The following is a 25,969-nucleotide window of genomic DNA, read 5'->3' as shown; positions in this document are numbered from 1 at the left end:
CACTCTCCGATGTGAGGCGCAACACATTTCAGCCTTGCGGGATCCGCGAGGAGTGCCCTACGCTAATCGAAGTCGAACCGATTCGATGAATCAATTGAATCCCAGTCATTGACTCAACACGAAGGAGTGCTGTCATGCTCAGTTCCACCACAGGCCCCGGGAGGGGCAAGCCCCGAAAAACCGCCGCCGGACTGCTGGGCGAAGCATCATCCGCAGGCGTGAACCGCCGGTCCTTCCTCGGAATCCTCAGCGGCGCCGTGTTCCTGGCCGCGGCACCGGCCGCGCTCTCTGCTTGTTCCTCAGGTACCGCAGCACCCCAGGCCACGAACTCGGGAGGACTGGCGGAAGCGGTAGCCAAGCTGGTTCCTGCCTACAAGCCACTCGAGCTGGTGAAGCCCGACATCCCCTCCATCAACGGCTCCACCCCCGGCTTCACCAGCATCCCTTCCTCCTTGGTCAAGTCCGTCGCGACGACACCGGGAAGCGGCGGAACCTACACGGCCATGACGCCGGCGTGGTGGGCCGTCCCGCCTGCCCTGCCGCAGAACAGCTACTACCAGGCTGTCAACGAAAAGCTTGGCGCCACCATCAACTTCCAGGCCAACGACGGCAACGCTTACGCGGACAAGGTCCAGACAGTCCTGGCCTCGCCCAAGGACGTGCCGGACTGGATGGTCATCCCGAGCTGGAACCTCCCGCCGCGCTTTGGGCAGGCCGCTGCCGGAGTCTTCCAGGACTTATCGCAGTTCATCGCCGGCGACAAGGTCAACAAGTACCCCAACCTGGCAAACATCCCCACTGCAGCCTGGAAGATGGGCTGCTTCGAAGGTGGTCTCTACGGGCTCCCCTATCCCGGTGCACTGATCTCGGATGCCATTTTCTACCGGGCGGACCTCTTCGAGGAACTCGGAGTGGAACCGCCGAAATCTGCCGAGGAATACCGCACGCTCGCCAAGGAACTGACGGACGAATCCAAAAACCGCTGGGGCTCCGAGGACGTCTGGAACGGCGCCCAGATCATGCACGGCGTGGTTCCCAAATGGAAGATGGTGGACGGCAAACTCCAGAACAAGGTCGAGACGGACGAATACCGGGCTGCCCTTGAATGGACCGCCAAGCTGTTCTCCGACGGTTCCGTCCACCCGGACGCCGTGGCAGGCAACGCCCAGCAGTCCAAGCAGCGTTTCGAGTCCGGCGCTTCACTGATGGCATCTGACGGAACGGGCTCCTGGCATGAGGCACTCGCCCGGGTCCTGCCCTCCAACCCGAAGTTCAACATGCAGCCCATGGACTATTTCGCTCCCGACGGCGGCAAACCAACCCTCTTCCGGGCCCAGCCTGCCGCCATCTTCAGTTTCATCAAGAAGGCAGAGCCGGCCAAAGTCGAAGAAATGCTGGCGCTGGCCAACTTCATGGCCGCTCCCTTTGGTACGGAGGAGAACGTGCTGATCACCAACGGTGTTGAAGGGGTGCACTTCACCCGTGATGCCCAGGGCATTCCAAAGGCCACCGCCAAGGGGACCGAGGAGGTCACCAGTACCTACGCCTTCCTCGTCAGCCCGCCGATCGTCAACTCCATGGTCCAGTACCCCGGGCTGGTGAAGTCGCAGTCTGATTGGGAGGCGCGGCAGGCACCCAACGTGGTGGAGGACCTCTTCTTCGGCATGCAGATCCAGGAGCCGGCCAAGTTCGGCTCCCTCTCCAAGCCGTTTGATGACCTGGCCAAGGACATCATCCGCGGCCGCAAGAGCCTGAAGGATCTCGACAGCGAGCTCGCGTCCTGGAAGAGCAAGGGCGGGGACGAACTCCGGGACTTCTACGCCGGGTTCCTGGCTTAGGACGTGGCACGCATGATCACTGGAATAGAGCGCAAGGCTCCCGCGCCTGTGCAGGCCGGGTCCGGCGCACGCACCAGCGAGGCCTTGGCAGCAGGCACGACGGCGGGCCGCGGCTCCGGAGTTGGCAGGCGGGCTGCTGGAGGTCCGGGCGAGCGGCCGAGGGCGAGGGGCAACCTTCGGTTGCGGTTCAGGCGGGACCGTTCCCTGGTATTGATGGCGTTGCCTGCGGTCATCCTGCTGGGCGTCTTCGCTTACCTCCCCATGCTGGGCAATGTGGTGGCCTTCCAGGATTACTCGCCCTACGTCGGTATTCCTGACAGCCCCTGGGTGGGCACGGAAAACTTCGCAAGGGTGCTGGCTGACCCAGACTTCTGGCATGCCGTCCAGAACACCCTGGTGATCACAGCGTTCCAGCTGGTGTTTTTCTTTCCGGTTCCCATCGCCCTGGCCATGCTGCTGAACTCCCTGGTGAATCCCAGGCTGCGGGCGGCAGTACAGGCCGTGGTGTACCTCCCGCACTTCTTTTCCTGGGTGCTGGTGGTGTCCGTCTTCCAGCAGATCTTCGGCGGCGCCGGACTGCTTAACCAGTCGTTGCGGGCCAACGGCTGGCAAGCGATGGACATCATGACCAACCCGGACACCTTCCTGTTCCTGCTCACCTCGCAGGCTGTCTGGAAGGACGCAGGCTGGGGCATCATTGTCTTCCTCGCTGCCCTGAGCGCCATCGATCCCGCCCAGTACGAAGCAGCGGCGGTGGACGGAGCGGGCCGCTGGAAGCGCATGTGGCACGTCACCCTGCCCGGCCTGCGCAGTGTCATCGTGCTGCTGCTGATCCTGCGGCTGGGGGATTCCCTGACCGTGGGTTTCGAGCAGATGATCCTCCAGCGCGACGCCGTGGGGGCCGAAGCCTCGGAGGTCCTGGACACGTTTGTGTACTACACAGGTGTCCAAAACGGCGACTGGAGCTACGCCGCTGCCGCCGGCCTCATCAAAGGCCTGGTGAGTTTGGCCCTGATCCTGACAGCCAACAAAGTTGCCCATATCTTCGGCGAGAGCGGTGTCTATTCCAAATGAGCACAATGACCAGCAAGGCCGGGTCCTCCACCAGCATCGCCAAACGCTCCAAACAATCCAAGCCGCCGCGGCTGAAACCTGAGCGTCCCGTCTGGGACGAAGAACCCGGGGCAGCGGCGAAGGCAGGGAAGTTCATTGTCCTGGCCGTCGTCGTCCTGGCTGTCCTGGGGCCGCTGTACACGATCGTCCTGACAAGCATCTCCTCCCAGGCCACCATCACCCAGGCCGGCGGACTGGTCCTGGTCCCCGGCGAAATCTCCTTCGCCGCATACCAGCAGATCCTCAGTGGAGGTGTGGTCACCCGCGCGGTCCTCGTCAGTGTGGGAGTCACGGCTACCGGAACCGCCCTGAGCATGGTGGTTTCCATTCTCTGCGCCTACGGGTTGTCCCGGCCGGGGTCCTTTGCGCACACACCCATCCTGTTCACGCTGCTGATCACCATGTTCTTCAGTGCGGGAATCATTCCCTCCTACCTGCTGGTCTCCGGGCTGGGGTTGATCAACACGTACTGGGCGCTGATCCTGCCCAGTTGCATCTCGGTGTTCAACATCATCATCCTGCGCGGCTTCTTTATGGGGATCGACAGGGGAATCCTGGACAGCGCCAGGATCGATGGTGCCAGTGAATGGCGCACCCTGACGCAGATTGTGCTGCCTATGTCCAAGGCTGTTACCGCCGTGATCGCACTGTTCTACGGCGTTGGCTACTGGAACGCCTTCTTCAACGCAGTCCTCTACATCAATGACAGCGCCATGAATCCGCTGCAGGTGGTGCTCCGGTCCTACGTGCTCCAGGGCGTCTCGGTTCCGGGTCAGGTGGACGTGGGCACGGGAGCCGCTGCAGGCCCGGCCCTGCAGATGGCCGTCATCGTGCTGGCCATGGTGCCCATCATCATTGTGTACCCCTTTGTGCAAAAGCACTTCACCAAGGGCGTGATGATCGGGGCGGTCAAGGGATGAGGGGCCAGTCTGTGCCCGCCCTTCACCTCATGTCAGCGAACCCCGGCGGTGGTTTCTCCAGCTGTCAGTGTAGGTGCGATGAGCCGGAGCTCGGCGGGTTTTTCCAGGCTCAGCCGGTCCATCACCATCTCCACCGCGGCACGGCCGATGTCCATGGCGGGGATGGGCACGAAGGTCCAGGGCCGGACCGCAGCCTTCGCCACATCTGCCGGCGCAATGACCGCCACGGAGATGTCCTCGGGGACGGAAAAGCCGTGCACGGCCAGGTTCTCACGCAGGATCGGCAGCAGCCCCTCGTTGTGCACCAGGAGAGCAGTGATGGTCTCGGGGCCCGCGAAGACCTTGTCCAGGGCCCTTGCCAAATCAGGCGAGTTGGCCTCGCACGCTACGGCCAGATGACGAATCTCCAGCGCGCTGCATGCCTCCTCAAATCCACGCAGGGCGCGGTCGGCATACGTGGCGTGGCGGCGCAGGGAAGCCGGCGGAGACCCGATGAACGCAATGCCCCGGTGCCCCAGCTCGGCCAAGTGGCGAACGGCAGTGCGGGAGGCCCCGGCAAAATCAAAGTCCACGCAACTCAGGCCGCGCGGGTCATCCGGCATGCCGATCAGCACCGCCGGTTTCTGCAGCCTGGCCAGCACCGGGATGCGGGGATCGCGGGCTTCGATGTCCATCATGAGCAGGCCATCCACCATGGACTGGGACGTCACCCGCTCTATGCTGCCGGCGTCGTCCTGCGTCAGCAGCAGGACGTCCTGGTTGAACGAGCGGGCAGTGGTGACTACGGCCGTGACGAACTGCATGACCACTCCGACGTTCACGTCAGCACGAAGCGGCACTACCAGGCCCAGGACATTGGACCGGCTGGAGGCCAGCGCGCGTGCACTCGAGCGCGGGCTGTACTTCAGGCGGCGCATTGCCGCTTCGACGATATCGCGGGTTTCTTTCGATATAGGACGGTTCCCGCTCATGACGTAAGACACCGTACTTGTTGAAACTCCGGCTTCTTTGGCTACGTCACTGATCGTCGCCGCAGTTGAAGCCTTTCGATTACCCATACCCCCATTTAACCAAGGAATTCGATGCATCCTCGCAGCCACGGGCTGAACTTCGTGACCCAGCAGGCAGGGTTGCTGTTCGGCGCCGACTACAACCCGGAGCAATGGCCGGAAGAAAGCTGGCCGGAAGACATCCGCCTGATGCAACAGGCGGGGATCAACCTCGTCACCCTGGGTGTGTTCAGCTGGGCGAGGCTGCAGCCGTCCGAAGGCAAGTGGGACTTTGGCTGGCTGGACCGCATCCTTGCGCTCCTGCACGAAGCCAACATCCATGTTTGCCTTGCAACGCCCACCGCAGCGCCGCCGCCCTGGCTGGGGCACCGCTTTCCCAGCACGCTTCCCACGGATGCCTCGGGAACCACGCTCTGGTACGGCTCGCGCAACCAGTTCTCGCCGTCGTCAGCGGTGTACCGCAGCGCAGCGCGGCAGGTGACGGCGGCGCTGGCGGAGCGCTACGGAAAGCATCCCGCCGTCGTGATGTGGCACGTCGGCAACGAGCTCGGGCAGGTCAGCTACGACGACGAAACGGCCGGCGCGTTCCGGGGCTGGCTCCTGCGCCGCTATGGTTCCCTGGACAACCTGAACTCCGCATGGGGCACAACTTTCTGGAGCCAGGGGTACAGCAGCTGGGAGGAGATCCTGCCGCCCCGCACGGCGCCGTACCTGCACAACCCCACCCAGGTCCTGGACTTCAGGCGTTTCACCTCGGACTCGCTGCTCAAGCTCTTCACGGCCGAGCGGGACATCATCCGCCAGCGCTCTCCGGACGTCCCCGTCAGCACAAACCTCATGGGCTTCTTCCGCGGGGCGGACTACTTCAGCTTCGCCGGTGAGACGGACCTGATCGGCAACAATTGGTACACCGACCCGGCACAGCCCCAAACCTGGGAACTGGGCGCGCTCACCCACGATCTCTGCCGCGGACTGGCCGGGGGCCAGCCCTGGCTCCTGATGGAATCGGCGGCGTCAGCCGTCAACTGGCGCCCGCACAACATCGCCAAGGAACCCGGAGCGCTGCGCGTGGACTCCCTGTCTGCGCTGGCCCGAGGCTCGGACGGAATCTGTTTCTTCCAGTTCCGCCAGTCCGCTTTCGGCGCCGAGCGCTTCCACTCCGCTGTTGTGCCCCTGGCGGGGGAGGACACCCGCGTGTTCCGGGAAGTCTCGGCTCTCGGGTCCGAGCTGCAGGATCTCCGGCTCCTCGCCGGCACCCCCGCACCCTCGCGAATTGCCATGTTGTTCGACTGGGACAGCTGGTGGGCTGCCGAGTCCCCGGACTGCCCCAGCGACCGGCTGGGTGTGCTGGACCAATTGCAGGCCTACTACCGGCCGTTGCTGAGGCGCGGATTGTCGGTCGAGGTGGTGCATCCTGGTGCAGGCCTGGACAGCTTCGACCTGGTGCTTGTCCCCAGTCTCTTCCTCCTCACTGAAGCACATGCCGCGGCATTGTCCGACTGGGTACACCGGGGAGGAACTGCAGTGGTGGGGCCCTTCACCGGCTTGGCCGACAGCAACGGGCACCTCCGCCAGGGACGCTTCCCTGCAGTACTCGCGGACATGCTGGGTGTTACGGGGGAAGAATGGCGGCCTCTGGCCTGCAGCATTGGCCTTGAATTTACGCAGCCGGGCCCTGCCGGCGCGGAAGCCAACGCAGGAATGCCTGGCAACCTCAAAGCCACAGTATGGTCCGAGGACCTGCGCCTCCAGAGCTCCAGCGCCGCTGCGGTGGCCACCTTCACCTCCGGCTCCCTTGCCGGGAAACCGGCAGCGGTCCGCAACAGCCATGGCCGGGGGACCGCCTGGTACATCGGCTGCGACCTGCCCGCTGCAGCGCTGGGAAGCATTGTTGGGGCCGCGGTGGCGGAGGCGGGACTGACTGTGCCCGTCGCGGCGGAACTGCCCGACGACGTCGAACTCGCCACCCGGGGCGGTTACCACTTCCTGCTGAACCACAGCCCGGAGACGCGGGCGGTGTGCCTCAAAGAGCAGTCAGTGGACTTGCTCACCGGGGACAGCCACGGACCCCACATCACCCTGGAGCCTTACGGCGCACTGATCCTCAAGAACAACCTTGACCACATTGAGAACGGAAACTGAGATCCCATGAAATTCACTGACGGATACTGGCTGTACCGCAAAGGCTTTTCCGCGTTGCACCCCCGGGACGTATCGGACGTAGTGGTGGACGGCGGGACGATGACCGTCTACGCGCCCACCAAACGCATCAACTCCCGCGGCGACGCACTTAACCTTCCCCAGCTGACGGTCACCTTCGACGCCCCGATGCACGATGTCATTGGCGTAACCATCGAACACTTCCAGGGCGGCCTGGACAACGGACCGCATTTTGAAGTGAACCGGGCAGGATCCGCGGCGGAGTTCAGCCAGGACGCCGACCGCACTGCAAGCATCACCTCCGGAGGGCTGACGGCACGGATCAGCACGTCCGGCGATTGGGGAGTCGACTTCCTCGGGAACGGCAGGCTGCTGACCAGCTCCACTCCGCGCAGCGTCGGCGTCATCACGGACGACGGCGGGCGGACCTTCGTGCACGAACAGCTCAGCCTCGGAGTCGGCACCAACGTGTACGGCCTGGGTGAGCGCTTCGGCGCTTTCGTGAAGAACGGCCAGGCGGTGGACATCTGGAACGAGGACGGCGGCACGTCCAGCGACCTTGCCTACAAAAACGTGCCGTTCTTCCTCACCAATGATGGCTACGGCGTGTTCGTGAACCACCCGGAGAAGGTGTCCTTCGAGGTGGGTTCGGAAGTGGTTTCCCGTACGCAGTTCAGCGTGGAAGGCCAGAAGCTGCAGTACTTCATCATCCACGGGCCAACACCCAAAGACATCATCCGCCGCTACACCGAGTTGACCGGCCGGCCCGCCCGGATCCCGGCGTGGTCCTACGGGCTCTGGCTGTCCACATCGTTCACCACCGACTACGACGAGAAGACCGTCAACTCCTTCATCGACGGCATGGAAGAGCGGAACCTTCCGCTCTCCGTCTTCCACTTCGACTGCCACTGGATGCGGTCCTTCCACTGGAGCGACTTCGTGTGGGATCCCGCCACGTTCCCGGACCCGGAGGGCATGCTCGCCCGCCTGCACGGCCGCGGACTCAAGGTCTGCGTCTGGATCAACCCGTACATTGCCCAGCGCTCCCACCTGTTCCGGGAAGGCGCGGAACGCGGCTTCCTGGTCAAACGGGCGGACGGTTCGGTGTGGCAGTGGGACATGTGGCAGGCAGGAATGGGCCTGGTGGACTTCACCAATCCCGATGCCGTGCTCTGGTACCAGGACAAACTCCGCGGGCTGCTGGGCCAGGGAGTTGATTCCTTCAAGACCGATTTCGGCGAGCGCATCCCCACTGACGTGGTGTGGCATGACGGCTCGGATCCGGCACGGATGCACAACTACTACGCGCAGTTGTACAACAGGACCGTCTTTGACCTGCTTTCGAAGGAGCTGGGTGAGGGCGAAGCGGTGGTCTTTGCCCGCTCAGCCACGGCAGGCGGGCAAACCATGCCCGTGCACTGGGGCGGAGACTGCGAGTCCACCTTCGCAGCCATGGCTGAATCGCTGCGCGGCGGACTGTCGCTCGCGGCGTCGGGATTCTCCTTCTGGAGCCATGACATCGGCGGCTTTGAGGGCACGCCCGAACCGGAAATCTTCAAGCGGTGGATCGCGTTCGGACTGCTGTCCTCACACTCAAGGCTGCACGGCTCCAACTCATACCGCGTCCCGTGGCTGGTGGACGAAGAGTCGGTGGACGTCCTCCGCCACTTCACCGGGCAGAAGATGCGCCTGATGCCCTACCTTCAAATGGCGGCCGAGGAAGCGTATGCAGAGGGCATTCCGCTGATGCGGCCGCTCTTTATGGAATTCCCGGAGGACCCGGGCTGCGCACATCTGGACCGGCAATACATGCTGGGCCCCGACCTGCTGGTGGCACCCGTGATGGACCCCTCAGGCACAGTGTCCTTCTACCTGCCCGAAGGGACCTGGACCCATCTGGAAACCGGCGAGCAGCTTGCGGGCCCCCGGTGGCACCGCAAGGAGTACTCGGTTATGGAAGCGGCAACCTGGGTCCGGGAGGGCTCCGTGCTGCCCATCGGTACGGTGTTTGACCGGCCGGACTATGACTGGGCGCAGGACATGGAGTTCCAGGCCTTCGCTGCGCAGGACGGCACGCGCCGGGTCGCTGTGCCGTCACCGGGCGGGTCCACTACCGTCTTCGAGGTGACGGTTAAGGACGGTGGCGTGTCCGCCGTCGTGATCCCATAGCTGGTGCTGAACCGTCGGGGGCGGGGGAGGATGCGGGGCCGCCCCGCGTCAGCTGTTCTGCCCTGTCAGCTGTTCTGCTTTAGGGCCACGGCCAGGATAACCAAAAGTTCGTCGTCCACCTGGTCCGGTGAAGTGAGGCGCACCCTGCGGGTGAAAGGGTCATCGGCCCGGGTCTTAACGGTTTCTATCCGGCCCTCCGCAGGGGCGTCAAGCCGGAGGGTTACGTCTACGGCAGTGTTGATGCTCCGGGTGACCTGCGCAAACTTCCGCCGGGCGCTGTGGAGGGACACGTAACCCTTCCGCATCTGGATCTCCACACCGTCGGTTGCGGACGCCCATGCCAGGAGGGCGTCCGCGATGGGCCTCAGGTGCGGGTGGTTGGCATACTGCCCGTCAATCAGTTCGTCGGCGTCACGCAGCATAAATTCCGGGTAGCCGAACATCTCCCAGGACACTGCGTATTGGGCGTACCCGGTCACCCCGAAGCTGTCGCGCATCCAGGTGCGGAGTTCGCCGTCGTTCCGGATGCCGGCGGCGCGGGCCTTCTCAACCCAGTGCGCGGTGTCTTCGCCGGTCTTCCGCAGAAGGAGGGCTTTGTTGCTGTCCACCATCGACTGCCAGGTGCTGGCCTTCTTCCGGAACTCGGGGATCGCAGGCATGCATCGATCGTAGCGCCGTCCCTAAACCGCGCCGGCTCCTGCCTGCAGGTTGCTGCCTGCAGGCTGCCGCCATGATGGCCGCTGCCGTCGCCGCGAAAAAAGATTCCGGCCACCCGTAACCTTTCCGTGGTCCCCTGCGATGTAGGAGGTGATGGGTCCGCCCGACGGGCCTGAATCTAATATGTTGTCTAGGTTTTTTGGAGTGTCTTATGTCGTTGTTCACCGTTCTCGCCACCAGCAAAGTCGCCGCCGGAGTCCTGGCAGCCGGCACCATTGCCGTCGGCGGAACCGGCGCCGCCGCCGTTTCCGGCATCCTCCCGGCCGAAGCACAGCAGACCGCCCACAACCTCTTCGGTGCCCCGGCTCCGCAGCTGGCAGCAGAAGCCGCCACCGACGCAGAGGCAGCCGCTGACGCTGCCGCCGAGGCCGAGGCCACTGCCAACGCCTCCGCTGACGTGGACGCCGAAGCTGCAGGAACTGCCACGGTTTCTGAAGGCAACGTCGCAGGCCAGGCTTCCGTGTCAGCCGCGGCCGGCACGGCGGTTGATGCAGCCGGTGCCGCAGCCCTCGGCCTCTGCACCTCGTTCACCAACGGTGGCCTGAGCGCTTCTTCCGAAGGCTTCTCCTCGCTGGCCATCGCCGCGCAGGGTGAAGGGAACATCGAAAGCTTCTGCACCGACGTCGCAGCTCAGGCTGACGCTGCCGCGGAGGCCGGCGCCGCAGCCGGGGGTACCGCTGCTGTTGAGGTCGAGCGCCCCGAGGTTCCTGCTGTTCCGGCCATCCCCGCTGTTCCCGGTGTCGACGGCGAACCGGCAGTTCCCGCCGTCCCTGCAGTTCCCGGGGTTCCTGCTGCAACCGTCGACGGCGGCAAGGCAGCCGTGAACGCCCCGTCGGTTTCGGTCCGCTAAGCGCCCTTGGCTAGTGTGTACTGCGGGAAACGGCATGAGATCCGTTTCCCGCAGTACGGCAGTCCTGGATTCCGGGAACTGGCCTTTCAGGAATAACGCCGGCGCTCGGGACGCCGGCCCGGATTCAATCCCGGAATCAGCTGCCGTAAGGCAGCGGGAAGTAAGCGCAGGACCCGCAGAACGCACCGTACACCGGGAAGGGCATTGCCTTATTCCGGGATGGAGGAGCCGCCGGTGCTAGACACTTTGGCCCAAGAAGAGATCGCCATATTCGACGACGCAGACGGAACGGACCCGGCTGCGGTGTTCGGCGTTGCCTACCGGTCCTTCGCGGGCCCGGTACTGGGATACCTCAAGGCACGCGGCGTGGACGATCCCGAAGCGGTAACCCAGGACGTTTTCCTGGCGTTCTTCCCGAAGATCAGCGGCCTCACCGGCGGGCTGCAAGGGGCCAAATCACTCATTTTTTCCATTGCCCACGCCCGCATGGTGGACCATTACCGGCGGCTGGAGTGCAGGCCCCAGCTGACTCCGTACGACCCTCTGGAGGACGGGCGGAGCACCCCGTCAGCAGAACATTGTGCCGTGGAGCTAAACGGCGCGGCTGCCGCCCTGCTGGACGGACTCAGCGACGAACACCAGGAAGTGCTGGCCCTGCGCGTAGTGGCCGACCTGTCCATAGAACAGGTGGCCGGCATCATGGGCAAAAGCGAGGGCGCGATCAAGCAGCTCCAGCGCCGGGCCCTTCAAAACCTCAAGGCACAGACGCTCAAAAGAAACCAGGCAAACCATGAGTGACACTGCAGGATCCCGCCGTGACGGGTCCGTTGACCAGCTGCTGTTGGAGGCAGACCTGGCCGGCGACACCCAGCTCCGTCCCGTCCTTCTCGAGCTTCGCACCCTGGCGTCTCATGCACCGGAGCCTTCTGCCGAACTGCTGGCCCTGATGGCCGGGGCCAACGGGACGCTTCGTGTTGACCCTGAACCCGCCGAACACACGATTGCTGCACCTCGGGTTGACGAACTGTCTGCCCGCCGCAGGGCCAAACGCCGGATCGTCCTCACTACCCTGTCCGTGGCGGTCTCCCTTGGTGCCGGTGGTGCAGTTGCCGCGGCATCTGATGAATCCATCCGGCACTCGTTCAATCAGTTCAACCAGGCCGTCACGTCCTTTATTACCGGTTCCGGCGGCGCACCTGCGGGCGACCAGGCCGAACAGCCAGCAACTCCTTTGCCCACCTCCCCGGCCCGCACGGCACCAGCCGGCACTGCACCCGGCAGCCCGACCTCTATTCCGGCGGACCCTGCCGCAGCGGCGCAACCGACCGCCGCCCCGCCGTCGGACAGTTCAGTTGCGCCGGAGACCGCTACAGGCCAGCCAACTTCCCCGGGAAAACCCGGGGAAGTCCCCGCTTCAGAGACCCTGCCCGGGGCCGTACCCGAGCACATTGCCAACGGACTGGGCAAGTCACCGGAACTTCCGGTCCCCTCACAGGTTCCACTGCCAAGGACCCTCCCGGCCGTTCCGCTCCCGTGACATTGCCCGCCCCTCTCCTGGAATTGCCAACGCTTAGTAGCCGGACGCGCCCATCCTGATCATTTCGCCGGACGGATCCGCAAGGTACCAGACGTCGTTGACGCCCTGGCCCAGGATGTCGCCGGCCTTGGTGTCCTTGGCGAAGTAGTACAGGGGCAGCCCGTTCAGGGTTACCTGCTTTGCGCCATCGGGCGTCGTGATAGTGCCTACGGTCTCGGTGACTCCTTCGACCTTGGGCGTATCAGCGGTGGTGGTGACCGGGGGCCACGCGGTCAGGCAGGCGTCCGTGCAGGCGCTGGTGCCTGAGTCCTTTACATCCTTGGTGAAGAAGTAGACGCTCATACCTTTGGCGTCCACCACAATAGTGCCGGCGCTCGAGGACGCTGTCATAAGGTCGACGTCCGCGCTCGCCGTTGAAGTCGAGGTTGCGGAAGGCGGAGAAACAGAGGCAGCAGGGGCAGTTGCAGAGGCGGGAGGTGAGCCTGGCGTGACAGCCGGGCTGCTGGCGGCGGGAGTTGTTTCCGTGCCACCGGCGCAGCCGGTCAAGGCCGCTGCCAGGGCCAGGATGGCGAGGCCTGCGCCCAGATGCTTTTTCATAGGTTTGCTCCTTGGCTTTTGCCCGGCGTTGAACTACCGGACGCTAACCAGTAAGACGCCTCCGGGTGAAGAATGGTTCACAATGAACCAACCTCCGGTTGGGGACGTCATACCAGCCGGGGAGCGCGGAAGTGCCGTGCGGGAGGCTTGGGACAGGAGGTCCTGGAATGCCGCTTGACGAGGACGTTGTAGAGTCCATCTACCGCGACCACGGCCCCGCCCTTCGCCGCTTTGTCCTCAGTGCCTCCCGCGATCCGCAACTGGCCGAGGACGTGGTCCAGGAAACGGTGCTCCGCGTCTGGCAGCACGCGCCGGAAGTCACCGGAAGCCTGCGCAGCTATCTTTTCCGGACGGCCAGGAACATCATGATCGACAACTACCGCAGGGCGCAGCGCCGCCCGGCGGAGGCGATGTATGACGGCCTCGCCGACTCCGCCGAGGCTGTGGAGCGCATAGATGAGTTGCTGAACAGGGTGCTGGTCGAGGAAGCCCTGCTCCGGCTCAGCACTGAACACCGGGACGTGCTCGTGGCCTTGCACTATCGCCGCTTCACTGTGAACGAGGCGGCGGTGCAGCTGAATATCCCCAGCGGAACCGTAAAATCCCGGGCCTACTACGCGGTGCGGGCGTTACGGACCATTCTGGACGAGATGGGGGTGGAACGGTGAACGGTTCCGAGCTGCACGACTTGCTGGGCGCCTACCTGCTGGGCGGACTGGATACCGGGGACCTGGGGAAATTTGAAGCGCACCTCCAGGAGTGTCCAAGGTGCCGGGACGAGCTGGTCCGGCTGGAGAAAGTGCCTGCATTGCTGGACGCGCTGCCGGTGCCGGAGGCGGTGGCGCTCGCCGACGTCCCGGCGGGGAAGCGTGCTCCGGAAGCCCCTGCAGCCGCGGCCCCGGCACTCCTCCTCTCCGAACTGTCGCGCCGCCGTCGGAAGGCACGACGGCGGCGGGCGGCGCTGATGGGTGCCGTTGCCGCAGCATGCCTCGCCGTGGGGCTTGCGGTGGGTCCGGTCCTGAACCGGCCGGCGCAACCGGATGCGAGCTACTCGGTGCAGTCCGGAGGCGGCCTGCAGTTCAGCATCGACCTGGCCCGGAAGACCTGGGGAACCGAGTTGGCGGTGAACGGCAGCAGCCTCCCTTCCGACGGGACACTATCCCTGTGGGTGCGGGACCGCGCCGGCGGCGAAGACCGGGCCTGTGCCTGGACGGCTACTCCCAGCGGCAGGGTCAGGGTTACCGGAGCAACACCCATTCAACTGGCCAGCATTTCGACTGTGGAACTGCGCGACGGTACCCAGCACGCGGTTGCGGTCATTACCGTGCCCTAGCAGCCGGGCACGAGCCCGGGGGCATGCTCCAGCCCGCGCCGCAATGGCGGCTTTCCCCGGCGCGCCTGTTATTGGGTCATTTTCGCGAGGCGCGCCCGGACGATCATGTAGACGCCGTAGCAGATCAGTCCGGCGCCCACGGCTGCCAGGAGGTACACCCCGAACGGCTGGTCGCGGAGTGCCCGAAGGCCGCCGTCAAGGCCGGTGGACTCTTCAGGGTGCGCCTGCACGGCGGCTATGGCGATGAGCAGCCCGGTCAGTAGCAGGACGATGCCCTTGGCCACATATCCTGTGACGCCCAGAACGGTGACGGCGGTCCGTGCGGTGGACGACGAGGGCATCGCCAGATGCTTTTCGAACGATTTTCGGAGGCCACGGACGGCGTACACCACGCCCGTGACGGCGATGCCCACGCCCAGCAGGACCAAGAGCGCCACGCCGCCCGGCGCCTTCATCACCGACGCGGTAAGGTCGCTCGCCGCCTGCTGGTTGTCTCCGCCCGAGCCGGTTCCCGTTGCGAAGGACATCAGCGTGAGGGCAAGCCCCGCGAACACGAGCGCCTGTGCCGCTGCCTTTGCCTTCTTTCCGGCCTTTTCCTTGGTGGGCAACTGGTTGTAATCGAAGATGGCATCACTGGTCTGCCACAGCGCAAGGGCTGCGCAGGCGGCGAAGCTGGCCCACAGCAGGAAAGGTCCCGCAGGCTGGGTGGCCAGCTCGGCCACGGCACCGCTGAAGTCAGCGTTGCCCGAACCACCCATGGCCAGACGGATCGCGATAGTGCCCACCAAAAGGTGCAGGATGCCGCTCGCAGCAAAGCCCGCCCGGGCCACCAGTTCCAGGGTGCGGGAGTTGGTGACGTTCTCTGCCGCATCTGCGGCCTGTCTCAATTCTCTTTTGATGGCTGTTCCCTTTGTGCAGGCACGGATGCGCGGATGGAGCGTGCCCCCGCATAAGGGCAATCGTGCCACGCGCTGATGGTCCGGGCCAGTGATCCGTCAGGACTATGTGAATTGGGCGGCGGATTATGTGGTTTCAAGAAACGGGGACGAGTGCCGCCGCTGCGGGATGGGGAGGGATGCCCATCGCCGAAGTTCCCGCCGCTGTGGAACTATATGGTCAGCGACTGAACATCCACGCGAACTTCCCCGGGGGACGAACCATGACTTTTTACGGCGCCGACGTCAGCCAGTTACGGGCTCTGGCGAAGGCAGCTGACCAGGCTGCATCGTTATTGAGCACCCGGGCCAGTTCCCTGCACAGCCAGATCCAGGCGGCTCCATGGAAGGGCACGGACGGCGAACGTTTTCGGCAAGAGTGGAGCGGAAGCCACCGCCCCGGGCTGGAAAAGGTTGTGTCCAGCCTGCGTGAAAACTCCAGGATCCTGTTGCAGCACGCGGAGGAGCAGGAAAAGTCCTCCTCGTCCTCATCCGGCGGTGGCGGCATGGGTGCCTGGGACCGAATCACGCCGTTGGCTGAGCAGGCCCAAGACTGGCTGAAGGAACAGGCTGCGGCCGCCGCGGCCGCGGCCGGGCACCGGCGGGAGCTGGAAGCCGGCCTGGAACGCATGCTGGACGCCAGCCCGGAAGAACAGGCCGCATGGTGGGACAGCCTCTCTGCAGCGGACCGGAAATACCTGATCGAGGCCGAAAGCGACGACGGTCCGTTCGCCGAGGACCTCATGCGAATGGACGGCGGTATTCCCAAGTCCGCGCAGGAGCAGGCCAAGGAACATCTCCAGGACCTGGCCAAGGCGGACATCCCCGTCTACTCCGAGACGGGTAAGGCCTCCATCGAAGCCCGCGTGGCATGGGTGCACGGCGGTGCCGAGGTAGGCACCGAAGTGGTGGAGAATGCCGATGGCTCCGCCACCATGAAGGTGTATGGAAACATGGGGCTGGGCGTCAACGACACCACCGGAACCGCCGGCGTGACCTTTAATGGGCAAGTGTCCCGCGAATACTCCTTCGGGAGCGTGGAAGAAGCCATGGCAGCCCGGGAACAGATGTACCGGGACCTGCCGCCGGACAGCGTGGGCGAGATCAAGGATGTGGCCGGCAATCCGCCCGGCTACATCCTGGACACCATCAACGAGGCAGCCGGTGACAACGGCTCCACCGGGCAGACGGACAAAGCCAAGGGAACCCTGTCGCTGGAAGCCGAGGGGGAGACGGGGGCGGCATCAGGCTCGGCCAAGCTGGACCTGGCCTACGAGCGGAACCTGACCGATGGCACCTCGACAGCCAGCGGCGAGGTTTCGGCCCAGGGCAAGCTCAACCTGGACGGCCGCGTTTTCGAAGCTTCAGGCAAGGGCGGACTGCAGGTGAACATGGACAAGCACAGCAACATCGAGTCCGTGTCGGTGTCCATGGATGGAACGGTGGCGCAAGGAGTCACAGCGGGTACGGACGTCAAGGCTGCAAAGCTCGAGTCGTCGGTCACGGTGGGAACCCAGGGCACTGTAAAGATCGACGTCGATTACTCACCCGAGAACAAGCCCCTGGTCGACAGCTACCTGCGGAATGTCGCGCTGGGGAACGACCACGGCGCAGCACGCGATGCCGCCAGGTTGTACGGAGCCGGTTCTGCCACAGTCCAGGTCAACAACGTGGTGACCGCGTCCAATGAGGCCGGGCTTGACGTCAAGGTGGGCGAGGTTGAGGTCAAAACCGAGAGCCAGGCCACCACGAACGTCTCCACGTACTACAAGGTCCCCAACGACGCCAGGCTCGAGCGGCTGTAACCGGACCGGGCAGCATCCTGCCCCCGCACCCAGCCCAGCTACGATCCACCCGCTCAAGGAGCAAGAATGTCAGTCCACATCGAATCCCCGCTGGGGTTCACAGCAGAGTTTCCCGAGCACACCCAGGTCCTGGAAGACTCCACGGCCGGCCCCAACACTGAGCAGTACGGATTGCCCGGTGGAGTCCTTGTCACTGTTATCAAGGACGACACCTCGGTGCAGGGCGCACCGCAGGCCAACGGCTGGGCGCACCTGATGTCCGGTTTCTACCTGGAGGAAAAGGCGGGCACCCTTCTCACGGAAGGCGAGTTGAACCTCCCCGGCAAGGCCGCGTACGCAGTGGTGGCGGGCTACGACGACGCCGAGGGGTCGGGGAAAGTCGCAGCGACCGTGGGCGTGTGGGAACGCGGGCGGTTCATCGGCCTGGTAGCCATCTGGCCCTACGTCAACCCTGACGTGGAACTGAGGCTCAGCATGCTCAAGGAGATCGTTGCCTCCATCAGCGTGGGCTGATGCGCCTGAGTCGGCGTCGCCGGGTGTACCTCCGCTGGAACTAACCGCGGCGGTAGCAGAGATCAAAAATGAGCCGCCCGGCCTCGTGGGCCTTGCTTTCAAAGCTGGTCCGGATCCTTCCCTCGAACCTGGGGGCCCAGCCGCCCGTTTCGTCCACGCCCTCGTTGGGGCCGGTGTGTTCCGTGCTGACCGGGGCACGGCCTTCACGGACTGGGGCTCCGCCCACCACTGATTCCACGCCGGACTGCCACACCTGGGTCAGGGGACTTTCCGGTCCGCGGCGCTCGCCGGTGTGCAGGTTCTCAAAGTCCTTCGAATCCGCCAGGACATCGCGGACGTGAACTGCATAATTGGACCAGTCCGTGGCAATACGCCATAGCCCGCCCTTCTTCAGGGCACGGGCAGCAAGGTCCACGAACTCCGGTTGGATGAGACGGCGCTTGTGGTGGCGGGATTTGTGCCAGGGATCGGGAAAGAACACCCACAGTTCGCTGACGGAACCCTCCGGAAGCATGGTGGCCAGGACCTCCGGTGCGTTGGCCTCGACAACCCGGACATTGCTCAGTCCCCGGCTGTTGATCTTGATAATGGTGTTTGCCAGCCCGGGAGTGTAGACCTCCACGGCGAGGAAGTCCGTGTCCGGGTTCTGCTCCGCGGCGTGGCAGACAGCGTCGCCCAGGCCCGAGCCGATCTCAACGATGAGGGGCGCCTTGCGGCCAAACTCCGCCTCGGCGTCGAAGGTGTAGTCCGGATGGACTGAGGTGTTGGCTACATGCCGGGGGACGTTCACGGCCCAACGCTCGGCATGAAGTTCCCACGCTGCCTGCCGGCGTCCCTGCAGGCGAGTGCCGCGGCGAACGAAGCTGACAGGCCGGCCGCCGTACGTGCCGTAGGAAGCCTGGGTTCCGGGGGTTACCGGCCTCGGAAGATGCTGCGGCTGGGGGGTTTCTGGGGATTCACTCATCCCCTTCAGAATACCGGCGGCTGGAGATTGATGAAGAAAAGGCAGAGGGAGACAACCCATGGCGTCCAGGGAGTTTCTCAGAAGTACCGCATGCCATGCATGAAGCGCAGCGTGACGAAGAAACCGATGATAAAAGCAACGCTCGAAATCCACAGCGACTTGACCGCTAAGCGCCCGCTTTCGGACTCCGGCACAAACCTCCTGAGCGTGGAAAGAGCCAGGCAGATGGAGATGATTCCAATGGGCACGGGAAGGCTCCAGAAAATCAAGGGGACCAGCCAGGACGACAGGGTGTGCCCGCCGGCATCAGCGGCTCCGATCAAGGCGATGAGTGCGAAAGGAAAGGTGAAATAGATACTGGCCGGCGCGATGACGGCAAGCATCAGACTGGAGGTGGCAGAACGGGTGACCCTGGCCGAAGGCTCGGCGTCCGGCAGGGGCGGGCCAGAGCCGGGCGGTTGGGCGTTGTTCATGCTTCCAAAGCTATGGCTCGAACCTGCGCCCCAAGCAGCCATCCGGGGCCCTATGTGGATAACTCGGCCTTCCAGCCCTCCTGCGAGAATGGGCGGGTGACGGAAGCGACGAGTGCTGCGGCGAAGAAGGACCGGCCCGCCAAGCCCCCAATGAAACCCCGCCCCGAGAACCTGGTGGACGCCGGGATTGATGAGTTGCCGGCGGCGGAACCCACACTCGTGGGAAGCCGGAGGGGCCTGGTTTACCTGGGCCTGTGCCTGGTCCTGATCGGCCTGAACCTGCGCACGGTCTTCTCCAGTTTCTCGGCGGTGCTTCCCGAGGTGACGTCGCAGGCCGCACTGCCGGGGTGGGCGGTTGTCGTGCTGACCACTGTCCCGGTGACGCTGCTGGGTGTGTTTGCGCCCCTGGCTCCGGTGCTGGCCCGCCGGTTCGGTGCCGAGCGCGTGCTCCTCGGCGCCATGGCTGTGCTGACGGCGGGGCTGCTGCTTCGCCCGGCGGAACTCAGCCTGCGGGGAGCCATGGAGGGAGCAGGACACCTGCCCGCCCTCCTTGCCGGGACAGCCGCCTGTGGTGCCGCCATCGCCCTGTGCAATGTGCTCCTGCCGGGGCTGGTCAAGCGCGACTTCCCGCACCGGCTGGGCCTCATGGGCGGGCTCTACACCACAGCCATCTGCGCCTCTGCCGCCCTGGGAGCCGGCTTTACCTACCCCGTCTACACGGCGACCGGGCACTGGACCCTCGCGCTGTGGTTCTGGGCGCTGCCCGCCGCCGTCGTCCTTTTCCTGTTCCTGCCGGTGGCGTTACGGCAGCGCCCCGTCCGGCACCAGGCAGTGAAGGAGGGGGTGAACGTTTGGCGCTCGGCGGTGGCGTGGCAGGTCACCATCTTTATGGTGCTCCAAGCCATGATGTCCTTCAGCGTCTTCGCGTGGCTGGCACCCATCCTGCGGGAACGGGGAGTGGACGGCGCCACGGCGGGATTGATCGTGTCCGCGTCCATCGTGCTGCAAATGCTCGGCTCGCTCTTCGCCCCGGCCCTCGCGGCGAGGCTTCGGGACCAGCGCGCCATCAACACCGTGGTGGCGCTAATGACCGGCGGAGGCTTTGCGCTGAGCATCTTCGGGCCGCTCGAGCTGATCTGGGTTTGGGCAGGACTGCTGGGGCTGGGCCAGGGGAGCCTCACCGCGGTGGCGCTCACCATGATCATGCTGCGCACCCGGGACGGGCATACTGCGGCGCACCTGTCGGGGATGATGCAGGGCGTGGGCTACGGGCTCGGTTCAACGGGGACCCTGCTGGTGGGCCAACTGCACCAGGCCACCGGGTCCTTCACAGCCGCCGGCGTCCTCTTCCTGGCCGTTGGCCTGCTTGCGGCGGTATTCGGTTATCGAGCCGGACGGAACCGCTTCGTCGGTGATTCGACCGGGTAGCAGGCAACTACTTGGGTGAACAAGTGGTGCTCGCCGATGTGATGAACGCGGAACCCGCCCTGCAGCAGCGGATTCCGGGGATCGAACTGGTGGGTTCTGCAGGAAGCGCCGGCCCCGTCACTGCCGGCCGCTATGCTGGCACGACAGACAAGCGACCGATCGGCCCAGAAGCGTGCGCGAGACAACCCTTTCAGCCGCCGACCCCCACGCCGGCATACTGCAGCGGCCGTACCTGTGGGTGACCATCGGTGCCTGCGGGTTGGTGTTCCTCGCGGCGTTCGAATCCCTTGCGGTGACCACCATCATGCCCGTGGTCAGCCGTGAGCTGAATGGCGCGAACCTCTACGCCCTGGCGTTCGCCGGCCCGCTGGCGACCGGCGTGATCGGCATGGTCGCTGCCGGAAACTGGTCCGACCGGCGGGGACCCACCGTTCCCCTGTATGCGTCAGTAGCGCTGTTCGTGGCGGGGCTGCTGATCGCCGGCACCGCCGTCTCCATGCCGCTGCTGGTGGCAGGCAGGCTGGTGCAGGGGTTGGGCGGCGGAGCCCTGACCGTTGCGCTGTACGTGTTGGTGGCCCGCATCTATCCCGGGCTGCTGCACCCCAGGATCTTCGCTGCCTTCTCCGCGGCCTGGGTGATCCCGTCCCTGGTGGGGCCCTTCGCCGCCGGGATCGTGGCGCAGGTGTTGAGCTGGCACTGGGTGTTCCTCGGTGTGGTGGGCCTGGTCATCCCCGCACTGGTGATGATCGTGCCGGTGCTCCGCGGGATGACGTCCACCAAGGAACAGGCAGCCCCCGCGGAGCAGCCGTCCACCCCGTGGGCAATCGGCCGCCTTGCCTGGGCCACCCTTGCAGCGCTTGCCGTGCTGGGGCTCAACCTTTCCCGGGAGGCCAGGCTTCCCGGCTTCCCCGCAGCGCCGGCACTCCTGGCGGTGGCCGCCGTCGTGGTTGCCCTGGTGGCCGTGCGGCCGTTGGTGCCGCCGCGCACCCTCATTGCCGGGCGCGGCCTGCCAAGCGTAATCCTGGTCCGCGGGCTTGCCTCCGCCGCATTCTTCGGCGCCGAAGTCTATTTGCCGTACCTGCTGATTGAGCAGTACGCCTTTTCGCCCACCTTTGCCGGGCTCACCCTTACCGGTGGAGCGTTGGCCTGGGCGGGCGCCTCGGCCGTCCAGGGGCGGCTCGGCGCGCGGTTGTCCCACCGCCGCGCCGTCCGCATTGGTTCGTTGATGGTGCTGGGCGCCGTAGTCCTTGCCCTGGCCACCACCGCGCTGCAGTGGCCGGCTGCCGTCGCCATCGCCGGGTGGATCTTCGCTGGCGGCGGCATGGGCCTGCTCTATCCGCGGCTGAGCGTGATGACCCTGGCTCTGTCCACCAAGGAGAACGAGGGCTTCAACAGCTCGGCCATGTCCATCTCCGACTCCCTGGGCGGCGCGCTCGCCCTGGCCACCACCGGCATCGTGTTCGCGGCCTTCACCACGACGACGGAATCCTTCTCAGGGGTCTTTGGTCTCGCCGCCGTGGTGGCCTTGGCCGCGGCAGCCATCGCGCCCCGGGTCACCGCCAAAACCCGTTGAGATTTTGTCCAGCTATGCAGGCTTGGCTGCCTCCGAAGTCTGCACATTTGGACAAACACTCCGAGGGGAGTCAGGCGAGCCGGCTGGCGCGGACCACCACGTCGGCTATGGTGGCGTGCTGGCCATCCGGTCCGGTCACCGGCCGCTCCCGGCTGGTCTGCAGTTCCAGCTGCCATTCGGGTCCGTCAAGCCCCAACTCCTGGACCAGTTGCTCTCCGGTGTAGAACATTCCGTCGTGCGTGTGCGCCCCGCCCCACGGCGGTAGGCGGTGCGGATGATGCCCCACCACCAGCAGGGTTCCGCCCGGCTTGACCGCCGCGGCGGCAGTGCGAAGGGGACCCTGCCAGGCGAGTTCCTGGGAGTGGAGGAACTGCGAGGTCACCAGGTCGTACGACTCTTCGGGCTGCCATTCCTCGAGGTCGGCCTGCTGCCAATGGATGCGGCTGGCGATGGCGCCCTCGGCTGCGTGCACGCTTTCGCGTGCCAATGCGGCCTTCTCGTGCCCGTGCGCACGTTCCAGCGCCACGGCTGAAACGTCGACGGCGGTGACGGTCCAGCCGTGTTGGGCGAGCCAGATGGCGTCGGCGCCTTCGCCGCAGCCCAGGTCCAGCGCATGCCCCGGCCGCAGCCCGGCCGCCTCGCGGACCAGTTGGGGGTTTGGCTTACCGCTCCAGATCTGGGGTTTGCTGCGGTACCTCTCGTCCCACAGGGACGCCGCGTCCCGGATCCCCTGACTCCCGCTGTCCCCGGAAAGGCCGGGGCCGCCGTCGTGCATTGCCTGGTGTTCGTGCTGGTGGGCCGCGTGTTCGCTCATGCCTCAACCCTGCCCCCGCACGCCTGTCTTCGCAACGCTTAAGCTGCCCGGTTGGGGTGGGTGGAGCAGGGGAGCGCGCGAAGGATGCTAGACTGGTGGAACTTGATGTGCAGTGATGCCCATGTACCCCTTCATTTAGGGGACGGGGCTTTTTTCATGTGAGAGGCACATCCTGCGTCGATGAACGCGTTCCATTTGGTCCCGGCCGCCGCTTTGCATAAGCGGCAGCAGGCTGGTTGATCACCTGACTTTTCTTCGGCGAACCCCCTGGGCCAACCGGCGTCGGGGGCCGATATCCGCACGGATACCGCCTGAAAGACCTTTGAACTTTGACTACTTTTGCTGCCCTCGGCACGCCCAAAGCCCTTGCCGACACCCTCACCGCACAGGGAATCACCGAGCCGTTCCCCATCCAGGTGAAGACCCTCCCTGACACCCTCGCAGGACGCGACGTCCTGGGCCGCGGCCGTACCGGCTCCGGCAAGACCATCGCCTTCGCCATCCCGCTGGTGGCACGCCTCGCTGAGCGCGAAGCCAAGCACTTCCGCAAGCCGGGCCGCCCCATGGGCCTGGTCCTTGCGCCCACCCGCGAGCTGGCCACGCAGATCAACGCCACCATCGAGCCGCTGGCCAAGGCTGCCGGCCTGAACACCACCGTGATCTACGGCGGCATCTCCCAGGCCCGCCAGGAAAAGGCCCTCCGTGCCGGCGTCGACATCGTCATCGCGTGCCCCGGCCGCCTGGAGGACCTGATCCGCCAGCGCATCCTCACCCTCGAGGCCGTGGAAATCACCGTCCTGGATGAGGCTGACCACATGGCCGACCTCGGCTTCCTGCCCGTGGTGAAGAAGCTCATGGACATGACCCCCAGCCAGGGCCAGCGCCTGCTCTTCTCCGCCACCCTGGACAACGGGGTGGACAAGATCGTCCAGCGCTACCTGTCCAACCCGCTCACGCACTCCGTGGACGACCCGCAGGCAGCGGTCACCACCATGGAGCACCACGTCCTGGTGGTCAACGACCAGACCGTCAAGAAGCAGCTGATCGTGGAGCTGGCCTCCGGTGCCGGCCGCCGCGTCCTCTTCATGCGGACCAAGCACCACGCCCGCAAGCTGGCCAAGACCCTCACCGACGCCGGGATCCCCGCCGTGGACCTGCACGGCAACCTGTCGCAGAACGCCCGCGACCGCAACCTCGCCGAGTTCTCCTCCGGTGACGTCCGCGTCCTGGTGGCCACCGACGTCGCAGCCCGCGGCGTGCACGTGGACGACGTCGAACTGGTGATCCACGTTGACCCGCCCACCGAGCACAAGGCATACCTGCACCGTTCAGGCCGCACCGCCCGTGCCGGTTCCGACGGCACTGTGGTGACGCTGACCCTCCCGGAGCAGCAGACCGACGTGAAGAAGCTGATGAAGGCCGCCGGCGTCGAGGTTAACTTCGAGCGCGTCACAGCAAGCTCGCCCATCGTTGCCGAGCTCGTGGGCGAAATGGCTGAGAAGATCGATCCGCGCACCCGCGCAGCGCTGCTGGCCAAGAAGGCCGCTCAGCAGGGCGGCGGCACCTCAACGGGCGCCAACGCCGAGCGCAAGCGGGCACGCCGCCAGGCTGCACCCACTGCCGGTGGCCGTGGCGGCCGTGGTGGACGCGGCCGGGTTTCCGCCGAGCCCACCCGTACCGATGTTCCCCGTGCCGAGCGCCGCGCAGCAGCGTTCGAGGGCCGCACCGAAGCCCGCGCAGCGTTTGACCGCGTTGCCGAGCAGAACGAGGACCGTGCCGTTGCCGCAGCAGCTGCCCGCCGCAACGCCCGTGGCCGCGGCACTGCAGCTTCGACGCACCGCAACGACGTCCCCGCGGCAGGTGGCCGTGCAGCGGCTGGCCGCGGTTCGGACGGACGTACTGATTCACGTGTAATCCGCAGCGACGCTCCCCGCGGTGGCACCGGCCGCCCGGCTTCCTCAGGTCGTCCGGCTTCCTCCGGCGGACAGCGCAGCGGACGTCCGGCAACGGGCCAGCGTGCCGCAGCCGGTGCAGGTGCCCGGACCGGCGGCACTTCACGTTCGGCAGGTGCAGGTGCAGGTGTGGCCAGCGGCGGCAACAAGGCTGTCTGGTCCTCGAACACCGGTGGAACCTCCGGCGGCTCCTACGGTTCAAGCAACGGCGGCGGCTCCGGCCGTCCCGCCCGCAGTGGCCCGCGCCGCGCCTCGGCTCCCGCGTCGAACGAGCGCCGCAGCCGCTAAGGTTACGGGTTTCTCGCCGCGCAGACTAGCTGGCGATACACAAAATCCCGGGCGCTACGGGTCTATCCGTAGCACCCGGGATTTTGCGCAGGGGAACCACCAAGCGCAGCGCGGCCTGAACTCACCAGCCGCGGGCGCGCCACTCCTCGAGGTGTGGCCGCTCAGCACCCAAGGTTGTCGGCTTGCCATGGCCGGGATGTACGACGGCGGTGTCCGGGTAAGCGCCGAACAGCCGCTCGGTGACGTCGGTCAGAAGCTGGGTGAACCGCTCCGGATCCTTTTGGGTGTTTCCCACTCCGCCGGGGAACAGCGAGTCGCCGGAAAAGATGTGCGTGGGGCCTTCCGGGTCCCTGTACACAAACGCGATCGACCCGGGGGTGTGCCCGCGCAGGTGGACCGCGGTCAGTTCGAAGCCGTCCACGGCCACCGTGTCCCCGTGCTCAAGGAGCCGGTCAACCGCAACAGGCAACGCGTCGGCGTCGTCCTTTCCTGCTGCAGTGGGCGCACCGGTGACGGCCACCAGCTCCTTCAACGCCCGCACGTGGTCCCAGTGCTGGTGCGTGGTGGCGATCAGGGCGAGCATGGGCTCCCCGGATGTATCCGCAGCCGTATCCTGCAGCAGCTGCTGGATGGCCGGCAGGTCATCCGCGGCGTCGATCAGCACCTGTTCGCCGCTGGCTTTGGCGGTCAACACGTACACGCTGTTGTTCATCCCGCTCACGGAAATCCGGCGGATGGTCAGCGCAGGCAGGTCGTAGAGAAGTGAGTCCATAGGCTTCAGTCTAGGGACGCCGTCGCCCAGGTTAGAGGCGCCAATGGTGCCGGTGAGGAATCGCCGGGGCGAAGGCGAGTACGCGGCACGCTCCCTGGTGTTTGACCTTGCCTTGCTGCACAAGCTCCGCCTTGGCCTCCACGGTTTCCACAATCGGAACGCGGAGGTCACGGCGGTGCATGCAGCAGAGGTCCATCACGTCCCTATA

At 65.6% G+C, this 25,969-nt stretch carries 23 protein-coding genes and 1 pseudogene; 15 read left to right on the top strand and 9 right to left on the bottom strand.

Annotation, left to right across the window (positions count from 1 at the left end; all coding sequences use genetic code 11):
• The first annotated feature begins 134 nt into the window (after positions 1 to 134).
• From M1D32_RS18305 to M1D32_RS18295, 3 genes are read left to right on the top strand one after another with little or no spacing between them, the layout of a single operon-like run.
• On the top strand, positions 135 to 1,838 hold the full coding sequence (locus M1D32_RS18305) for an extracellular solute-binding protein (RefSeq protein WP_458780036.1): 1,704 nt from the start codon (positions 135 to 137) through the stop codon (positions 1,836 to 1,838).
• A gap of 12 nt (positions 1,839 to 1,850) precedes the next feature.
• Entirely contained in the window at positions 1,851 to 2,912 is a 1,062-nt protein-coding gene (locus M1D32_RS18300; protein ID WP_458780035.1) for an ABC transporter permease, read from the top strand.
• Positions 2,909 to 3,871 carry a carbohydrate ABC transporter permease gene (locus M1D32_RS18295; protein WP_458780034.1) on the top strand — a complete coding sequence of 321 codons (963 nt, stop codon included), beginning with the start codon at positions 2,909 to 2,911 and terminating at the stop codon, positions 3,869 to 3,871. Before M1D32_RS18300 ends, M1D32_RS18295 begins: the two co-directional genes overlap by 4 nt.
• Positions 3,872 to 3,903: 32 nt before the next feature.
• Here the strand turns inward: M1D32_RS18295 and M1D32_RS18290 are convergent, their stop codons facing one another.
• A complete protein-coding gene (locus M1D32_RS18290; RefSeq protein WP_458780033.1) occupies positions 3,904 to 4,842 on the bottom strand; it encodes a LacI family DNA-binding transcriptional regulator in 939 nt (312 codons plus the stop codon).
• Between the two features lie 111 nt (positions 4,843 to 4,953).
• Between M1D32_RS18290 and M1D32_RS18285 the strand changes: the two genes are divergently transcribed.
• A complete protein-coding gene (locus tag M1D32_RS18285) occupies positions 4,954 to 7,023 on the top strand; it encodes a beta-galactosidase (RefSeq protein WP_458780032.1) in 2,070 nt (689 codons plus the stop codon).
• A gap of 6 nt (positions 7,024 to 7,029) precedes the next feature.
• On the top strand, positions 7,030 to 9,210 hold the full coding sequence (yicI, locus tag M1D32_RS18280) for an alpha-xylosidase (protein WP_458780031.1): 2,181 nt from the start codon (positions 7,030 to 7,032) through the stop codon (positions 9,208 to 9,210).
• Positions 9,211 to 9,275: 65 nt separating this feature from the next.
• Here yicI and M1D32_RS18275 read toward each other — a convergent pair whose 3' ends face one another.
• Positions 9,276 to 9,869 (bottom strand): DUF5655 domain-containing protein, encoded by a 594-nt coding sequence (locus tag M1D32_RS18275; RefSeq protein ID WP_458780030.1) that lies wholly within the window; start codon positions 9,867 to 9,869, stop codon positions 9,276 to 9,278.
• A 209-nt stretch (positions 9,870 to 10,078) separates the two neighbouring features.
• Here M1D32_RS18275 and M1D32_RS18270 point away from each other — a divergent pair, with 209 nt between their 5' ends.
• The 3 genes from M1D32_RS18270 (at position 10,079) to M1D32_RS18260 (ending at position 12,314) form a co-directional block, all read left to right on the top strand.
• Entirely contained in the window at positions 10,079 to 10,777 is a 699-nt protein-coding gene (locus tag M1D32_RS18270; protein WP_458780029.1) for a protein tyrosine phosphatase, read from the top strand.
• Between the two features lie 219 nt (positions 10,778 to 10,996).
• Positions 10,997 to 11,575 (top strand): RNA polymerase sigma factor, encoded by a 579-nt coding sequence (locus M1D32_RS18265; protein WP_458782229.1) that lies wholly within the window; start codon positions 10,997 to 10,999, stop codon positions 11,573 to 11,575.
• Positions 11,568 to 12,314, top strand: coding sequence for a hypothetical protein (locus tag M1D32_RS18260; RefSeq protein ID WP_458780028.1), 747 nt, complete (start codon positions 11,568 to 11,570; stop codon positions 12,312 to 12,314). Before M1D32_RS18265 ends, M1D32_RS18260 begins: the two co-directional genes overlap by 8 nt.
• A gap of 33 nt (positions 12,315 to 12,347) precedes the next feature.
• Here M1D32_RS18260 and M1D32_RS18255 read toward each other — a convergent pair whose 3' ends face one another.
• Complete coding sequence (locus M1D32_RS18255) at positions 12,348 to 12,911, bottom strand: COG4315 family predicted lipoprotein (protein WP_458780027.1); 564 nt, start codon at positions 12,909 to 12,911, stop codon at positions 12,348 to 12,350.
• Positions 12,912 to 13,078: 167 nt separating this feature from the next.
• Between M1D32_RS18255 and M1D32_RS18250 the strand changes: the two genes are divergently transcribed.
• Together M1D32_RS18250 and M1D32_RS18245 are read left to right on the top strand one after the other, a co-directional pair.
• Positions 13,079 to 13,579 (top strand): sigma-70 family RNA polymerase sigma factor, encoded by a 501-nt coding sequence (locus tag M1D32_RS18250; protein WP_458780026.1) that lies wholly within the window; start codon positions 13,079 to 13,081, stop codon positions 13,577 to 13,579.
• A complete protein-coding gene (locus tag M1D32_RS18245; protein ID WP_458780025.1) occupies positions 13,576 to 14,244 on the top strand; it encodes a zf-HC2 domain-containing protein in 669 nt (222 codons plus the stop codon). Before M1D32_RS18250 ends, M1D32_RS18245 begins: the two co-directional genes overlap by 4 nt.
• A gap of 68 nt (positions 14,245 to 14,312) precedes the next feature.
• Here the strand turns inward: M1D32_RS18245 and M1D32_RS18240 are convergent, their stop codons facing one another.
• Positions 14,313 to 15,131: a DUF1206 domain-containing protein gene (locus M1D32_RS18240; RefSeq protein ID WP_458780024.1), complete on the bottom strand. Its 819-nt coding sequence runs from the start codon at positions 15,129 to 15,131 to the stop codon at positions 14,313 to 14,315.
• Between the two features lie 272 nt (positions 15,132 to 15,403).
• Between M1D32_RS18240 and M1D32_RS18235 the strand changes: the two genes are divergently transcribed.
• Together M1D32_RS18235 and M1D32_RS18230 are read left to right on the top strand one after the other, a co-directional pair.
• On the top strand, positions 15,404 to 16,984 hold the full coding sequence (locus M1D32_RS18235) for a fimbrial protein (protein ID WP_458780023.1): 1,581 nt from the start codon (positions 15,404 to 15,406) through the stop codon (positions 16,982 to 16,984).
• A 66-nt stretch (positions 16,985 to 17,050) separates the two neighbouring features.
• Positions 17,051 to 17,497: a hypothetical protein gene (locus tag M1D32_RS18230; RefSeq protein ID WP_458780022.1), complete on the top strand. Its 447-nt coding sequence runs from the start codon at positions 17,051 to 17,053 to the stop codon at positions 17,495 to 17,497.
• A 40-nt stretch (positions 17,498 to 17,537) separates the two neighbouring features.
• Here the strand turns inward: M1D32_RS18230 and trmB are convergent, their stop codons facing one another.
• Positions 17,538 to 18,461: a tRNA (guanosine(46)-N7)-methyltransferase TrmB gene (trmB, locus tag M1D32_RS18225; protein WP_458780021.1), complete on the bottom strand. Its 924-nt coding sequence runs from the start codon at positions 18,459 to 18,461 to the stop codon at positions 17,538 to 17,540.
• A gap of 77 nt (positions 18,462 to 18,538) precedes the next feature.
• Complete coding sequence (locus M1D32_RS18220; RefSeq protein ID WP_458780020.1) at positions 18,539 to 18,934, bottom strand: hypothetical protein; 396 nt, start codon at positions 18,932 to 18,934, stop codon at positions 18,539 to 18,541.
• A gap of 150 nt (positions 18,935 to 19,084) precedes the next feature.
• Here M1D32_RS18220 and M1D32_RS18215 point away from each other — a divergent pair, with 150 nt between their 5' ends.
• Together M1D32_RS18215 and M1D32_RS18210 are read left to right on the top strand one after the other, a co-directional pair.
• On the top strand, positions 19,085 to 20,362 hold the full coding sequence (locus tag M1D32_RS18215; protein ID WP_458782228.1) for an MFS transporter: 1,278 nt from the start codon (positions 19,085 to 19,087) through the stop codon (positions 20,360 to 20,362).
• A 172-nt stretch (positions 20,363 to 20,534) separates the two neighbouring features.
• Positions 20,535 to 21,935 carry an MFS transporter gene (locus M1D32_RS18210; RefSeq protein ID WP_458780019.1) on the top strand — a complete coding sequence of 467 codons (1,401 nt, stop codon included), beginning with the start codon at positions 20,535 to 20,537 and terminating at the stop codon, positions 21,933 to 21,935.
• 70 nt (positions 21,936 to 22,005) lie between these two features.
• Here the strand turns inward: M1D32_RS18210 and M1D32_RS18205 are convergent, their stop codons facing one another.
• A complete protein-coding gene (locus M1D32_RS18205) occupies positions 22,006 to 22,749 on the bottom strand; it encodes an SAM-dependent methyltransferase (protein WP_458780018.1) in 744 nt (247 codons plus the stop codon).
• Positions 22,750 to 23,078: 329 nt separating this feature from the next.
• On the opposite strand from M1D32_RS18205, the gene M1D32_RS18200 reads away from it, so the two are divergent.
• On the top strand, positions 23,079 to 24,989 hold the full coding sequence (locus M1D32_RS18200) for a DEAD/DEAH box helicase (protein WP_458780017.1): 1,911 nt from the start codon (positions 23,079 to 23,081) through the stop codon (positions 24,987 to 24,989).
• A 121-nt stretch (positions 24,990 to 25,110) separates the two neighbouring features.
• Here M1D32_RS18200 and M1D32_RS18195 read toward each other — a convergent pair whose 3' ends face one another.
• Both M1D32_RS18195 and M1D32_RS18190 read right to left on the bottom strand, forming a co-directional pair.
• The gene (locus M1D32_RS18195) at positions 25,111 to 25,761 is read right to left on the bottom strand and encodes an MBL fold metallo-hydrolase (RefSeq protein ID WP_458780016.1); all 651 of its coding nucleotides are present in this window, start codon (positions 25,759 to 25,761) and stop codon (positions 25,111 to 25,113) included.
• A gap of 73 nt (positions 25,762 to 25,834) precedes the next feature.
• A pseudogene (locus M1D32_RS18190) lies at positions 25,835 to 25,963 on the bottom strand (aldo/keto reductase); the annotation flags it as partial.
• Positions 25,964 to 25,969: the final 6 nt, after the last annotated feature.

It is taken from the genome of Arthrobacter sp. D3-16 (assembly GCF_054408515.1).
This window is presented reverse-complemented; position numbering and strand designations above follow the sequence as displayed.